At 38.7% G+C, this 13,118-nt stretch carries 24 protein-coding genes; 15 read left to right on the top strand and 9 right to left on the bottom strand.

Translation table 11 applies throughout. From position 1 onward, the window contains the following. Positions 1 to 66: 66 nt before the first annotated feature. The 7 genes from G5B60_RS10045 to G5B60_RS10020 form a co-directional block, all read right to left on the bottom strand. Positions 67 to 1,227, bottom strand: a complete 1,161-nt coding sequence (locus G5B60_RS10045) for a tyrosine-type recombinase/integrase (protein WP_164683866.1) — start codon at positions 1,225 to 1,227, stop codon at positions 67 to 69. A gap of 316 nt (positions 1,228 to 1,543) precedes the next feature. Next, complete coding sequence (locus tag G5B60_RS10040) at positions 1,544 to 2,281, bottom strand: DUF3800 domain-containing protein (protein ID WP_164683865.1); 738 nt, start codon at positions 2,279 to 2,281, stop codon at positions 1,544 to 1,546. Then, positions 2,281 to 2,517, bottom strand: coding sequence for a double zinc ribbon domain-containing protein (locus G5B60_RS10035; RefSeq protein ID WP_074627567.1), 237 nt, complete (start codon positions 2,515 to 2,517; stop codon positions 2,281 to 2,283). Before G5B60_RS10035 ends, G5B60_RS10040 begins: the two co-directional genes overlap by 1 nt. A gap of 65 nt (positions 2,518 to 2,582) precedes the next feature. Beyond that, positions 2,583 to 2,702, bottom strand: a complete 120-nt coding sequence (locus G5B60_RS10030; RefSeq protein ID WP_164683864.1) for a colicin immunity protein — start codon at positions 2,700 to 2,702, stop codon at positions 2,583 to 2,585. A gap of 11 nt (positions 2,703 to 2,713) precedes the next feature. Further along, positions 2,714 to 2,917: a hypothetical protein gene (locus G5B60_RS11690; protein WP_346773330.1), complete on the bottom strand. Its 204-nt coding sequence runs from the start codon at positions 2,915 to 2,917 to the stop codon at positions 2,714 to 2,716. Positions 2,918 to 3,004: 87 nt separating this feature from the next. Beyond that, a complete protein-coding gene (locus G5B60_RS10025) occupies positions 3,005 to 3,607 on the bottom strand; it encodes a hypothetical protein (RefSeq protein WP_164683863.1) in 603 nt (200 codons plus the stop codon). Between the two features lie 60 nt (positions 3,608 to 3,667). After that, on the bottom strand, positions 3,668 to 4,411 hold the full coding sequence (locus G5B60_RS10020) for a helix-turn-helix domain-containing protein (RefSeq protein ID WP_164683862.1): 744 nt from the start codon (positions 4,409 to 4,411) through the stop codon (positions 3,668 to 3,670). Between the two features lie 507 nt (positions 4,412 to 4,918). Between G5B60_RS10020 and G5B60_RS10015 the strand changes: the two genes are divergently transcribed. After that, positions 4,919 to 5,161, top strand: a complete 243-nt coding sequence (locus G5B60_RS10015; protein WP_164683861.1) for a hypothetical protein — start codon at positions 4,919 to 4,921, stop codon at positions 5,159 to 5,161. Here G5B60_RS10015 and G5B60_RS10010 read toward each other — a convergent pair. Next, entirely contained in the window at positions 5,138 to 5,347 is a 210-nt protein-coding gene (locus G5B60_RS10010) for a hypothetical protein (RefSeq protein WP_164683860.1), read from the bottom strand. The genes G5B60_RS10015 and G5B60_RS10010 overlap by 24 nt on opposite strands. A 169-nt stretch (positions 5,348 to 5,516) precedes the next feature. Between G5B60_RS10010 and G5B60_RS10005 the strand changes: the two genes are divergently transcribed. The 3 genes from G5B60_RS10005 to G5B60_RS09995 all read left to right on the top strand — a co-directional run bounded on the left by G5B60_RS10005 (position 5,517) and on the right by G5B60_RS09995 (position 6,160). Continuing rightward, positions 5,517 to 5,708, top strand: coding sequence for a helix-turn-helix domain-containing protein (locus tag G5B60_RS10005; protein WP_164683859.1), 192 nt, complete (start codon positions 5,517 to 5,519; stop codon positions 5,706 to 5,708). 6 nt (positions 5,709 to 5,714) lie between these two features. Next, on the top strand, positions 5,715 to 5,930 hold the full coding sequence (locus tag G5B60_RS10000) for a helix-turn-helix transcriptional regulator (protein WP_164683858.1): 216 nt from the start codon (positions 5,715 to 5,717) through the stop codon (positions 5,928 to 5,930). 92 nt (positions 5,931 to 6,022) lie between these two features. Next, positions 6,023 to 6,160 carry a hypothetical protein gene (locus G5B60_RS09995; RefSeq protein ID WP_164683857.1) on the top strand — a complete coding sequence of 46 codons (138 nt, stop codon included), beginning with the start codon at positions 6,023 to 6,025 and terminating at the stop codon, positions 6,158 to 6,160. A 113-nt stretch (positions 6,161 to 6,273) separates the two neighbouring features. Here G5B60_RS09995 and G5B60_RS09990 read toward each other — a convergent pair whose 3' ends face one another. Continuing rightward, positions 6,274 to 6,468 carry a hypothetical protein gene (locus G5B60_RS09990; protein WP_164683856.1) on the bottom strand — a complete coding sequence of 65 codons (195 nt, stop codon included), beginning with the start codon at positions 6,466 to 6,468 and terminating at the stop codon, positions 6,274 to 6,276. A 108-nt stretch (positions 6,469 to 6,576) separates the two neighbouring features. Between G5B60_RS09990 and G5B60_RS09985 the strand changes: the two genes are divergently transcribed. The 11 genes from G5B60_RS09985 to G5B60_RS09935 all read left to right on the top strand — a co-directional run bounded on the left by G5B60_RS09985 (position 6,577) and on the right by G5B60_RS09935 (position 13,112). Then, complete coding sequence (locus G5B60_RS09985; RefSeq protein WP_164683855.1) at positions 6,577 to 6,831, top strand: DNA-binding protein; 255 nt, start codon at positions 6,577 to 6,579, stop codon at positions 6,829 to 6,831. A gap of 488 nt (positions 6,832 to 7,319) precedes the next feature. Next, positions 7,320 to 8,024 carry an ERF family protein gene (locus tag G5B60_RS09980; RefSeq protein WP_164683854.1) on the top strand — a complete coding sequence of 235 codons (705 nt, stop codon included), beginning with the start codon at positions 7,320 to 7,322 and terminating at the stop codon, positions 8,022 to 8,024. A 9-nt stretch (positions 8,025 to 8,033) separates the two neighbouring features. Continuing rightward, entirely contained in the window at positions 8,034 to 9,092 is a 1,059-nt protein-coding gene (locus G5B60_RS09975; RefSeq protein WP_164683853.1) for a DUF1351 domain-containing protein, read from the top strand. Further along, positions 9,082 to 9,636, top strand: coding sequence for a MazG-like family protein (locus G5B60_RS09970; protein WP_164683852.1), 555 nt, complete (start codon positions 9,082 to 9,084; stop codon positions 9,634 to 9,636). The genes G5B60_RS09975 and G5B60_RS09970 overlap by 11 nt, the downstream gene beginning before the upstream one ends. Continuing rightward, positions 9,623 to 9,805, top strand: a complete 183-nt coding sequence (locus G5B60_RS09965) for a hypothetical protein (RefSeq protein ID WP_164683851.1) — start codon at positions 9,623 to 9,625, stop codon at positions 9,803 to 9,805. The genes G5B60_RS09970 and G5B60_RS09965 overlap by 14 nt, the downstream gene beginning before the upstream one ends. Beyond that, complete coding sequence (gene ssb / locus G5B60_RS09960) at positions 9,798 to 10,322, top strand: single-stranded DNA-binding protein (RefSeq protein WP_164683850.1); 525 nt, start codon at positions 9,798 to 9,800, stop codon at positions 10,320 to 10,322. The genes G5B60_RS09965 and ssb overlap by 8 nt, the downstream gene beginning before the upstream one ends. Before the next feature lie 15 nt (positions 10,323 to 10,337). Next, positions 10,338 to 10,622 carry a hypothetical protein gene (locus G5B60_RS09955; RefSeq protein ID WP_164683849.1) on the top strand — a complete coding sequence of 95 codons (285 nt, stop codon included), beginning with the start codon at positions 10,338 to 10,340 and terminating at the stop codon, positions 10,620 to 10,622. A 13-nt stretch (positions 10,623 to 10,635) separates the two neighbouring features. Further along, complete coding sequence (locus tag G5B60_RS09950; RefSeq protein WP_164684282.1) at positions 10,636 to 11,424, top strand: DNA methyltransferase; 789 nt, start codon at positions 10,636 to 10,638, stop codon at positions 11,422 to 11,424. Beyond that, complete coding sequence (locus G5B60_RS09945; RefSeq protein WP_164683848.1) at positions 11,411 to 11,614, top strand: hypothetical protein; 204 nt, start codon at positions 11,411 to 11,413, stop codon at positions 11,612 to 11,614. The genes G5B60_RS09950 and G5B60_RS09945 overlap by 14 nt, the downstream gene beginning before the upstream one ends. Beyond that, positions 11,611 to 12,351, top strand: coding sequence for an ORF6C domain-containing protein (locus tag G5B60_RS09940; protein ID WP_241154532.1), 741 nt, complete (start codon positions 11,611 to 11,613; stop codon positions 12,349 to 12,351). The genes G5B60_RS09945 and G5B60_RS09940 overlap by 4 nt, the downstream gene beginning before the upstream one ends. A gap of 11 nt (positions 12,352 to 12,362) precedes the next feature. Then, positions 12,363 to 13,112, top strand: coding sequence for a DNA-methyltransferase (locus G5B60_RS09935; protein ID WP_164683847.1), 750 nt, complete (start codon positions 12,363 to 12,365; stop codon positions 13,110 to 13,112). Positions 13,113 to 13,118: the final 6 nt, after the last annotated feature.

Raw genomic sequence — 13,118 nt, 5'->3', positions numbered from 1 at the left:
AGCGAACTTGTGAATAGGTGTGGATTTTGGGAACTAGTCGGGGAAATTAGTGGGGATTTTTTGCTGTTAATTGATGGCTTGCATGATAGTTTGTGTAACGCTGCTAGCCACCTCATCTTTGATGTGAGTGTACTTTTCAGTCATGTAATGAGTAGAGTGCCCCAGAGCGGCAGCCATGTGTGCAATTGGTACACCAGCAATAACCCCTTGTGTAGCAAAGAAGTGTCTCATCATGTGCGGCGATACTTTGCTGCCTAGCTGCTCGTTAACTTTATCAAAGAGATATTGCAAGTGTCCCACTGGAACAGGCTCACCGAAACGTTTGTGTGTTTCATAAGCGACACGGAAAAGAAAATCCTCTTTTGATAAAATCTGGTTGCACTGTTTGCCAATCTGATAAGATTGCTTGATAGCGTAGTCAATAAAAGATGATGTTTGGTCATCTGCTATTAGAGTACGTCTTGATGACTGTGTTTTGAGGGCTTTGCCGTTTTTACGTCTTAGTGTACGGCTTTCTGTGATCGTGATGGTGTATAGCCCATCGGTGCGCTTAATGAAATCAGAAAACTTAAGCCCAGCAACCTCGCTACGGCGTAAACCTAAATAAGTCATTCTGATCATGGCATATTGATAATTAGATAATATATAGCGTGCTTTTTCATCCCATGCTTTAAACTCGTCTAAAGACAAGCGCTTATTTTTAGCGGGTTTACTACTTTTACCAATGTAGATGCCATCGATAGGATTGTCATCAAGGTATTTATTTGTGACAGCATCGTTAAACATGGCGTTGAAAATACCATGAGCTTGCTTAACGGTATGGAAAGTAAAACGTTTTAAAAGATCGTTAATGTACATTTCATACTCATGACGTGAGACATCTTTCATTTTGACTTTACCATATCGCTCTTTAAAGCGGTGAGTATAAGTCTTGTCTTTATTAGAGATGGTGTCTGGTGCCCATCTACCTGTCTTGATGCGACTTTCACTGTACATCTTCCAGTAAGTATCTACTGTTAGGTTTTTGTCAATCACATATTCATTGTTTTTAGCTTTTTGCTCAATATCAGAGAGTACAGAGCGTGCTTGAGAAAGTGTCTTTAGTCCGCTTTTGGTAATCTCTTTTTTCTTGCCCTGAATAATAATAGTCTTTCTAATATAGTAGAATTTGCCTTTTGTGTTAGTGTAAGTGAAAATATTTGGGTATTTTGTTTTGATGTATTTCATTGTCTTTCTCCTTTTAAAAGTGACTTCTGGACAAGGTCTTTTAAGGGAGAATGGTTTACATCACCTCCTTTCATGGTAAAATAGAGTATAGAAAAACAGAGGTACAGGAGTACCTTGGTTTCTATTTAGTGGATAAGTCTCACACTCAAACTTGGCGACGGGGAGTGTAAGGGTTTTTATTGACATAGCAACAGTTAATATTGTATAATTAGCCTAACGGAAGAACAGTGGTCTAGGTCCGAATAGCCTGGGTGATAAGAGTGAAATGTCTTATCAACTTGCAGTTGAAATTACTGCTACCCTGTTCGTTTTTTTTTTATTCTTTCCAGTCTGTGCAAATTTGATAACTATAGTCAACGTACTTTTGATTGCTATCTCTCGGAAATCGAGGGATAAGCATTCTAGAGTATGTTTTTTTATTTTTTTCTACGCCACGCCATAAAGCTCCTGCGACTGTATCAGCAATTTGGACACCAATAGTAAATTCGGAGTCAACAAAATTGATAGAAGGAGAAAAGTGACGTGAGTCAAAGCCTATAAAATCGATTGACTTACTTTCTAAAGCTGATTTATATGCAACGTAAACTTTTTTGTTGTTAGCTGCATCAACTCTATCAATGAAAACTGTTACCGATTCATTGATATTTTCATATTTTAAAAAACTATTAACAGATGATAGAATATGCAAAAAACAAATTTTATAGATTTGATCTTTATTTTCTAAAATTCCTCTTTGTTGCAAAGATGGTTTATGCACTTGAGCACCAAAACAATAACAATTTGATTCAACTATAGTTTTATGAACTTCATCTAAAAAATCATTTCTATTTTTAGATTCTTTGAGTGACCTTGCTTTGATAGTAGATTTTAATTCTAAATATGGGTCTTTTAAGTAATCTGATTTTATATTTTGAATTTTATCTTCAATATCACTTAAATCTTCAGCCTTTATTAGAACAGCTCCCATAACAAAAAATTCTGAGTTTCCCTCTTTGTTCTTTTCGCCACGATGTAAATCCTTTGTCCCGGATTCATCAATGTATAGAAGATACATCAGAATGGTAAGTCCTCATCTTTAATATCTAGTGATGAGGATGCTAAACCATATGTTTTAAAAAGGGTTTCGGAGCCACAAAGAGGGCAAAATGCAGCTTCGTCAGGTAATTGGTTGTTATTTTCCCAATTGGGACAACGTACATTAGTACAAACATTTTTTAATGGTGCACCGCATTTTATGCAATAATTATTTTCATCATTATTATTATGTTTGCATCTCAAACATTTTTTCATGTATTCTCTCCTTTTATTCATTTATTTAGTAAGTTTTCTAATTTAGTGATGAAAAATATAAGTTTTTATCTTGTTTTATTCTCCTCAACCCACTTTTCGATTTTTTCTAACTGTTCATCAGTCAATGGATTGTTATCGATATGTTCAAGTAGTTCTTGGATAAGCTCTTTTAAATCCCTTTTCATAACTTTACCCTTTATTTACTTTTAAAGGTTCTACCGCAGTTATTACAGTGCCAATTGTTTTTTCCATCCTTGCCGACAAGTCCAAGCAGCACAAGTGGCCAAGCAATTAAAAAGCCAATGCATCCTACGCAACCGTTGAAATTTTTTCTGTCCTGATTCATAAACTGAATATTAGTGCTTCTGCAATATGGACAGCGCTTAGCAAACATTCCCATTTTCTTTTTCCTCCTGTATATCAGCTTTTACTGTGTTTCAGTGATTGCACATATTGTTATTTAGTTAATAGTATCCTAAAAGTAGAACTATTTGAGCCCTGAACTAACCTTGTAGTTTGCTATATAAGTTCCATGCTTTTTTATAAACTGGATAGATACACTTGCTTTGTGTGAGCTGTCCTTTAAATACCAGTCACAATATTCTGTGGAGACATCTTTTTTACTTTGAGAATCGTACTCTCTTCCATCAGAAGTTTTATCTGGGTCACCCACATTGGTTACAATTTCATCGTAAGTTGTAACGCCATCAACAATGCTATCAAAATAAGTAGCAGTCCATTTGAAATTTGTACCTGCTGTATTTGCTTTGGTAGGTTTTTTCGAGGATGATTTACTATGAGATTGTTTGACAGTATGATTAATCTTTTGTGTGTGGTTGATTGTTTTAGCACGAACAAAATCTGTATATAAGCCGACAATAACAATCTCGAGTGAGAGTAGCATGCCAATAAGGGCAAAAAATTTAGTATTTTTTCGGTTAACAAATACACCAATAGCCCCTAAAATCAGCCCTACAATTGCAAGGAGGAACGTCCAATGACTTAAAAAGGGTATCCATAACTCCAGTAAGGCAACTCCACCTAAGATAATAGCGAAAATACCCCAACCTTTTTTTTCATTATCTTTCATAATAAGGTAAGCTCCATTTTCAATTTTTATTGTGTTTCAGTGGTTGCACATATTGGTTTTCTAAGTTTCCATTGGCATAAAATTGCCAACAATTTTGCCGATGATACGGGGGTCTTCGTCGTAGGGGGCAAATTTGTCAGCATACTTTTTATTGAGAGAAACGAGGCGTAAGCCGTCTTTTTCCTTGTAAACTTTTTTGATGTAACTTTGTCCGTCCCAGTCAACGGCGTAGATGGCGCCGTCATAGTCAAATCCTGTGCCTTTGATGAGGGCGACAGAGCCGTTAAGATAGTCGGGTTCCATAGAGTCACCGTAGACCCAAGAGGCTAGGTCGTGGTCTATCTCTTCGTCAAAGTAGACGGTATCGTAGTTTCTATCCTCAAAGTAAGCTGTTCCGATACCAGCAGATAGCTTTTCATAGACGTGATACTCAAAGAGTTCTTCCTCAACGCTTGCGGTCATCTCCTCCACAAGCTCCCTAGAAGTGTCTACGAGCTTGTTTTTGCGTATATCGTCTAGCTGGATATAATTATCTGTTAACTGTTCCAAAAGCTCGTCACGGTCATTCTGTGCGGTTTCTGGAGCTTCTTTAGTAGAAATTGGTGGGAAGAAGTCATCAATAGAGACGTTAAAGACGTCACATAGAGTAAATAAGATGTCTTGATTAGCTTTTCTCTCTCCTTTTTCATAACGGCTAATGGTTTGCTTTGTAGTTCCTAAAATTTTAGCTAAATCATTTTGGGTCATTTTCGCTGATTTGCGAAGATACTTTATCTTTTCACCAATATAGTTTTTTAGTTCCATGATGATTTTGCCTTTCATTAGTTATCTAACTTTATATATATTATAAAATAAAAATCAAAAAAAGTCACCAAAAAAGCAACTTTTTTGGTATTTCTCAAAAAAAGTGTTGACTAGTCACCAAAATGGTGATATAATATACTCGTAAGGTTGAGAAAGGCAATCTTAGACAAGGAAACTAGTAGAAAGGAACTCACATAATGGGAAAACATCCTAAAAAACGAAAAAAGCTCAGCAGTGAGAAAAAGGTGACATTGATGATTGCACTCATCAATCTAGTCATCGCACTACTAAGCTTGCTCGAAAAAATCTTAGAGAAGTTCTAAGGTTTACACGTTAGTTGAGGGGCGCAAGCCCCAAGGCTAACTATGTATTCTCATTATATCAAAAGGTGGCAGAAGATGAAAGATAAAACTTATCAATTTTTGTTTTGGTCTATTATTGCCCTAACTATCTTAGCTATTATTATTACAATAGCTATCTGGTGAAAATGTTACGAGGAGTAAATCAATGAAGCAACTAAAAGTAAGTGTCAAACCAAAATTTGAGCCTGCAGATGGGCAAGCTCTACGCTCGGCAGGTTACAGTGTCAAAATCAATGATTGGGAGCTTGGTAGAGGAGTTACTGATTTTACATTGGAAATGCCAGCTGGTAAGAAACCAAAAGCCACCATTACCTTTAATCCAGATATTGTGGATATTGAGGTAACAGCGGCTAGTATTCAGACTTTAGTCTCTGAAAGCGAGGTATAACCCCGCATAATCATTTTGAATATTGGCGGTTATTTGACCGGATGAAATAAGTTTCTTAGCAGTATCTTTAAAATCATCTTCGTCAAAATCGTCAGCTCGAAAATCATGGGAGTTTCCAGCCGGGATGGTCGGCTCCAGTTTGTAAGCCTCAATCATCTTCTGAGCTAATTCTTGCTTGTAAGCCATAGTTTGTCTCCTTTCTCCTGTTGACAAGCGATTTTTATAAGTAGTCAAGAGGTCTTATGTAATCGTTATCATAACTATATTATAGTCAAATTTTATAGAAAAATCTATATTTTAGGAAAAAATCGGTCTTAAGCCCTATAAAACACAAGATATAGTATGGAGGTGCAAGATGTGGGATAAAATTCAAGTATTACTTGATGAGCGTGGCTGGTCAGTGGCTGAGCTTGCTAGACGGTCAGGTGTCAATTATACGATGTTAGCAGAACTGAAATCTGGTAAAAAGCGGGATATGTTGCTGGGGAACTGGAGTAAACTTGCTGACGCATTAGACGTCAGCCTAGACGAATTTATAAGGAGGTGAGGTCGTGTGCAAATCTATTTGTTACAAGCTAGAAAAGAAGCTGGCTTAACACAAGCTGAACTAGCGAACTTGCTAGGCATTTCTACTACTAGCTATGGTGATAAAGAGCGAGGTATCAAAGAGTTTACTCAAGATGAAATGTTCTTTTTGAGTAAATTCTTTAACAAAAACCTCCAAGAAATTTTTTTACCAAGAAAGTCACCAAAACGGGAACAATATTAAATAATTTGAAAGGAAAACAATATGCCAAAATATGGACGTCCTAGCACAGGACGAAAAGGAAACAATTGAAAATTGATGAATAGGAGCACAACATGAAAAGACTAAAAAAACTTCTTCTAAAAAACATTTTTACAGACAATCTAGACGGTTATGATGTGGCACTTGCCATTATCGGTGGTGTCATTGGGGTTGTCGGTGGTACGTTGATTTTCATGTTATTTTTTCAGTAAATAATACTCAATCATCAATGTAACAGTTGTACCGATGATTGACACAGCAAGAGGTACCCAGAAGCTAGTGAACCATTCTTGGCGGATAAAGGTTTTATATTGGCGGAGATAAATTAAGCCGTCATTAGTAATTCTAAAAATGCTTGATAATCTCCCTTGATAAGGTTGAGCTTCTGTAATTCTAGCATGGCAACGTTATCTTTCTCAAATAGCTTAGGATGATCGCCATGAATGATGTAATCTTGGTTATTTCTAACTTTCATCATAGCCTGTAATAGCCTTCTGGCTTGTTTTGAAACGATTTCCATAAGTTATACCTCTTTGCTTAATTTAACCCTATTATAGCAAAAAAGCCACTGAAAAATCAGTGATTTACCAAAATACTTAACTAAATTATACCACAAAAGGAGGCTGCTATGGGGAAGTTTTTAGAAAGTTTGTCTGAATGGATAAAGCAGACTGTAAAAGCAGCTATTAAGGAATTGCTGGATTTAGAGCGTGCTAAGGAGGGCAACGGTTTAATGAATATCAAGGAAACTTGTGAGTTTCTAGGGATTTCAACTAGTTGCTTTGAGGAGCACTATCGCTATAAAGCAGGCTTTCCAAAGGAGTTACCAGCCAAACGCTGGTCACGCTACGCCATTATTAAATGGCTCAAAAAACAATACTAATAACGACTTCTGGACAAGGTCGCATAGGAGTATGGTATGGATGAACTAACTACTGTACAACAACTACTGATCAGCAATTAGCAACGCAAATATTACCAGCTAAGTGACGTCTTAATCACTAGTCTGGTCGGTCTAACGGTTGCTGACACGCTTGCTATTCTGGCTATAGCTAGAAAGCAACGAGCATTAAATTTTAGATGGGAGGGGCGTGAATGACAGAAATGGATATGAATTTTATCTTTCAGGGATAACAACGATAATTACACAAAACTTAATAATGCCTATGCCCAAGATGAAACTTTGAGTAATGGAGCTGTTGGTTTGCTGACTAACTAATATAAATAACAATATAGTGCTGACGCACACCAACTAATAACAATCTTGAGCCTTACGGCACAAACTCATAATAAGGACTAATAATTAACAAACTAGTACTTATAGAATAATAAAGAGGGATAACAGAGTTATCCACAGTTTAGGAGGGAGATATGTCAGATTTAACATTTCCAGAGTTGCAACAAAAAATGCAGCTTGAAAAAGAGACAAAGAAAGGTGTTAAGTATCCTTTTCGTACAGCAGAGGATATTTACAACAAATTCAAAAAGCTAGATAGCGGTTGGAGTATTTCTTTTCCAGAGGATGATGTACTGGTTATCAAGGATAAGATTTATTACAAGGCAAAGGCTGTTGCTAAAAGAGAAAGTGATGGCTCTATTCAGACGGGTATTGGCTGGGCTCGAGAAGAAGATGTACCTGTTTTCAACACTCAAAAAGGAGCGGTGAAACAGATGCAAGATCCGCAATGGACAGGGGCTGTTTGCTCTTATGCTCGAAAATACGCTTTGCAGGGGTTATTTGCTATTGGTGGTGAGGATGTTGATGAGCATCCAGTAGATGAAAATCAAGCAGCAACGCCAAATAACCAGCAGCAGTCACAAGCGACTAATCAACAAGCCCAACAAAATCAAGTACAGCTTATCAGCAATGAGCAGTATAATCAGATTTTGAACGGCATCAAGCAGCTGGCTAACTTGGCGGGTAGACCGTTTGATGAGATTATCAATAATGTGGCTCAACATTATGGTATTCAAGATTTCCATCAAGTGCCTGTTGAGCATTTTCAAACGGTGATGAGCTATTTACAAGCCTCAATGGCTAAAGCTCAAGGCATGAATGATTTTAATAACTTATAGGAGTAAGACATGACAAAAGACGTAACAAACAGCACTTTGACAGAAATCAAAGTAGATTTTACACCAGCGACAATCAAGGTTGATTATGATGCTGTTGAAAAACAACTGAATGAGGTTGTATCTCGATATAAAGATTATGAGGTGACCGCTGAAACTTACAAGGCAGACTATGATGAGCGGACACGGCTAAATAAGCTAAAACAAGCTCTTGAGCAACGCCGCAAAGAAATCAATGCTGTCATCAGTGAGCCTTACAAAGAGTTTAAAAAGTGGTATGACCAGACTGTTAAACCGCTTGATGAGGTTATCAATCATATCACAGAGGGGCTGAATGCTATTGATGAACATGAGCGCTTGATGCGTGTGGATTTCATTCGTGCCACTTTTGAGGAAAAATGTGCCGTGGCTAGTCTTGAAAAATCCACTTTTGAGGACAAATACGATGAGTACAGTCTCAAGAAATACTTTAAAGCTGGCAAGATGGAGCTGAAAAAGGCGATACTTGAGGAAATGGATGCGCTGGTATTAGCTGAATTTGATGCTCTGGAGCAATACAAGGCTAACAAGCAGGCTATCTATGACCAAGCACAAGACTATGACCTGTTACCAGACGGCTATATCAGACATATAGAGGATGGTAAGAGCCTTGTGGATGTCTTGCAGCTTATGAAGTCAGACCGTGATCAAAAAGAGCTGCTCAAACAGCAACAAGAGGCACGAGAAAAAGCGGAGGCGGAGCGCCAAGCAGAGATTGAGCGCATGGCTCAAGAGGAAGCTAATGCAACTATCAAAGCATACAACGCCGAGACAGGCGAAATAATCGAAAATGAGCCACTTGAAAGTGATGAGGGTATAAATGTACCACCACAACCCGAAACGAGCCCAGAAGTGCCCAAATTTGAGCCTAGCGAGCCAGTGAGCTATGACTTACGTCTGACCTTTCCACTTGGCAACCCACAAGCAAAACTATTTAAAGAATGGCTAGAGGCTAACGGGGTCACTTTTGAAACGCTCTTACAAGGTAAAACAATGGCAGAACTCACAGGAGGTACAGCAAATGTCTTTTAATGAACTGATTGAAAATGTCAAGGCTTGGTCAGTGGCTAGAGAGCTTGACACAGCTAGCCCGATAAAACAAACCCAGAAACTTAACGAGGAATGGGGCGAGCTTAACGCTGGTAAAGCAAAAGCTGATCAAGACAAGCTCAAGGACAGCGTGGGTGATGTCTTGGTGGTGCTGACTATCATGGCTCAACAAATGCAATTTGATAAGATTGAGCGCTTGATTAACCCAGAGCTGACAGGTTTTGGTCACTATACCAAAAATGATGTATCAACAGATTTGCTGCTACTCTATGGCACTAAAGAAATTGGCTTGATTGCTAGTAAGTGGCTTGAGCTGATTTACAATCCAGGCGTTATCAATACTAGGACACAAATTCAATTTCATATCCGCAACCTAACAGGTATCTTGCACAAGCTGGCTATCAACGAGGGTACAGACATTGAGACGTGCTTTGAGCTGGCATGGAATGAAATCAAGAGCCGTCAAGGCAAAATGGTCAACGGTGTCTTTGTGAAACAGGAGGATTTGGAAGATGTCGGGAGATAAAAAATACTATGTATCGGCTGAACTTAATAATCTTGATATCGGTCTTACTGTTGAGGCACCCAATGAATATATGGCAGTTATTTATGGGCTTGAAGTTTTAACTGATGATTATGGCTTAGAGCGGTGTGACATAACTATTACAGATATTGAGGAGAAGCGATATGATTAACAATGTTGTTTTAGTTGGTCGTTTGACTCGTGATCCAGAGTTACGCTATACGCCACAAAATAAAGCTGTAGCGACATTCACTTTAGCAGTCAACCGCAACTTTAAAAATCAAAACGGTGAGCGTGAGGCAGATTTTATCAACTGTATTTTATGGCATCAGCCAGCTGAAAATCTTGCAAACTGGTCGCAAAAAGGGACGTTGATTGGTGTAACTGGTCGCATTCAGACTAGAAACTATGAAAATCAGCAAGGTCAGCGTGTCTATGTGACAGAGGTTATTGCAAACAATTTTCAAATTCTGGAAAGTCGCAACAGTCAACAGGGTGGTCAGCCTCAAAATCAAGGAAATTATGGTAATCAAGGTAATTTCCAAAACGGAAACAATCAAGGTTATCAATCACAGTATGACAATCAGCAACAAGCTCCAAACTTTGGTAGAGAGCCACAGCAAGGGTCATTTTTCCACGGACAAACCACGAACCCTGTGGATATTTCAGATGATGATCTTCCATTTTAGAACAGGAGCGACTAGATGAAAAAAGTCAAAGTAGATTTACAATGTCCCTTTTGTGGATTTTGCAAGATTTTAAAAACAGCGCCGCACAGAAAAGGTATCAAGTGCCCAGCATGCCGCCAAGTTATCTTTTTAAGATGGGCGACTGGTGTTGAGGGTTACGTTGATAAGTATGGTTATTATTTCCATGCTCATGAGCCTTTTGCACTAAACAAAATCAATCAAGAGTTTGAAGAGGCTTTTGAGGATGAGGACGATTTTAAACCAAGAGGGTTTACCATCAGACAAAGGCTAAAGGAGTGATAGAGTGCGTAAAATGATTGTCTGGGCGCTGTTTGATAGCGGTAATGGTTCGTACACCAAGGCTATCAACACGCTCAATAGTTCGGGGGGAGCGAAGATTGAGGTCTATCCCATAGGGCTTGACATTGAAAACAAGAACAATCACTTTATACCGCTCAATCTTGCTGATTACTCACGGATTTTTGGCGATAATAAGCTATTTGATACGCTTGACAAGCTACCACATCCAGACCTTGTAATAGCTAGTCCACCTTGTGAAAGTTGGTCTAATGCTAGTGCAATGGCAGATGGTAATGCTTGTTGGAAACAGGAAGATTTATCAGATAGCTTGTTTCAGCCACAGACACCGCCTAGTATGTTTACGATTAGGTCAAATAAGGACTATGAGTTAGCTTATCACAATTATCAGTATGACAGGCAATTTATGAAGCGTGTCAATGGTGAGCTTTGTGCTTTCAACACAATAGAAATCGTCAAGCGCTATCAGCCAAGCTATTGGATAATTGAAAATCCAGCATCTGGGAGGTTGTGGAAGTATATAGAGCAGATTATCGGTTTTCACTTGCCGCACAAGAACCCCACGCGATACAACAACTATGATTACCCCTTACAAAAACCTACTAAGTTTGCTAGTAACATCTTTCTCAATCTCAACAATGAGATTAAGCCAGCAGAAGTCGAGTGGGGGCGTTTCTCTAAGTTGTATAACGAGCGGTCAAATATCCCACAAAAGTTATTGTTAGATATTTTCCAGACCGTGCTGAAACAATTTGAAAAGGATATACAAGATGACAACACTTAACATTATTTTATTACTACTAGTTTGTCTTGCCGTTACATGGGCGGGCATCATTACAGTATGTGCTATCAATCAAGTCAAGAAAGCAAAAGCGAAGGTAGCATATTATCAAAGGCGTGATACTCAATACAGGATTGCTCAACACGTCATTGAAAACGACTGGTTTAAAAATGGCGGGGAGGTGTTTAGATGATGGATTTACAAGTTTTTGCTAATGCAGAGTTTGGAGAAATTAGAACGCTTGAAATTGATGGTCAGCCTTGGTTCGTTGGTAGAGATGTGGCGGAGGTGTTGGGGTATTCAAACACAAGCAAAGCATTAAAGGATCATGTTGACGACGAGGATAAGGGAGTAACGAAACGTTATACCCTTGGCGGAAAGCAAAATCTAACAATTATCAACGAGTCAGGTCTCTACTCTCTCATCCTGTCTAGTAAGTTGCCACAAGCCAAAGCATTTAAACACTGGGTGACTAATGACGTTTTACCAGCTATCAGAAATCATGGCAGCTATGTTGTGCCAAGCAACATGTCATTGACAACAGAGGACGCTTTTATTCAGCTCTTTCAAACGCAAAAAGAGATAAAGCAAGAACAGCAAGCTATGAAAAATGACTTAGTTTACTTAAAAGATGAGCAGCCTGTTAATCCCAACATCAACCATGACCTCACCAAAGAGCGCAATAAAACGATTATACGCTGTATGGGTGGTTATGATGCGCCTGCTTATCAAGATGACAAGTTACGCCGCAAAGTCTTTAGTCAAGCTATGCGAGAGTTTAAAGACTTATTCAAAGTGCCACGCTATGACTTACTCAAAAAGAAAGATGTAGAGCGTGCTTATGAATACTGGGGAAAATGGCAACCATCAACCAATCTAAGAATTGAGATTGAAAACGCCAATAACCAGACAACGCTTGAGCTGAACTGATGAGGTGGTTTATGAAATGTGAACTATACAATGACCACTTTGAGAATGCAAAGCGGTATAACATCCCCAGAGCACAGCTGATTATTGCTGACATCCCTTATAATCTCGGTAACAACGCCTATGCGAGTGACCCTCGCTGGTACAAAGACGGCGACAATAAAAATGGTGAGAGTAAGCTCGCGGGTAAGTCGTTCTTTGATACGGACAATGACTTTAAAATCAATAATTTCTTTGATTTCTGTAGTCGCTTGCTCAAGAAAGAACCTAAAGCCAAAGGACAAGCGCCAGCGATGATAGTTTTTCACGCTTGGCAGCAGCGGGACATGGTGATTGAATGTGGAAAAAGGCACGGATTTAACAACGCTTATCCGCTATATTTCACAAAGAAATCAAGCCCGCAAGTTTTAAAAGCTAACATGAAAATTGTGGGAGCGGTTGAGGAGGCGACGGTCTTATATCGTGATAAGTTGCCAAAATTCAACAACGGTGGGGCTATGGTGCTCAATCACGCACCTTGGGAAAAAGATAGCTCTTACCCCACAATCCACCCCACACAAAAACCGATACCAGTTTTAAAACGGCTGATTGAAATTTTTACGGATGAGGGTGATGTTGTGATTGATCCAGTGGCAGGCTCTGGCTCAACGTTAAGAGCAGCTATTGAGATGAACAGAAATGCCTATGGCTTTGAAATTAAAAAGGACTTTTATCGTAAAGCGCAAGACCAGATGTTATCAACATTTCAAGTCAGTTTATTTTAAAAACAA

It is taken from the genome of Streptococcus hyointestinalis, from assembly GCF_011039275.1.
Lineage (GTDB): Bacteria > Bacillota > Bacilli > Lactobacillales > Streptococcaceae > Streptococcus > Streptococcus hyointestinalis_A.
The sequence above is the reverse complement of the archived record's forward strand: the minus strand, read 5'-3'. Positions and strand labels throughout refer to the sequence as shown.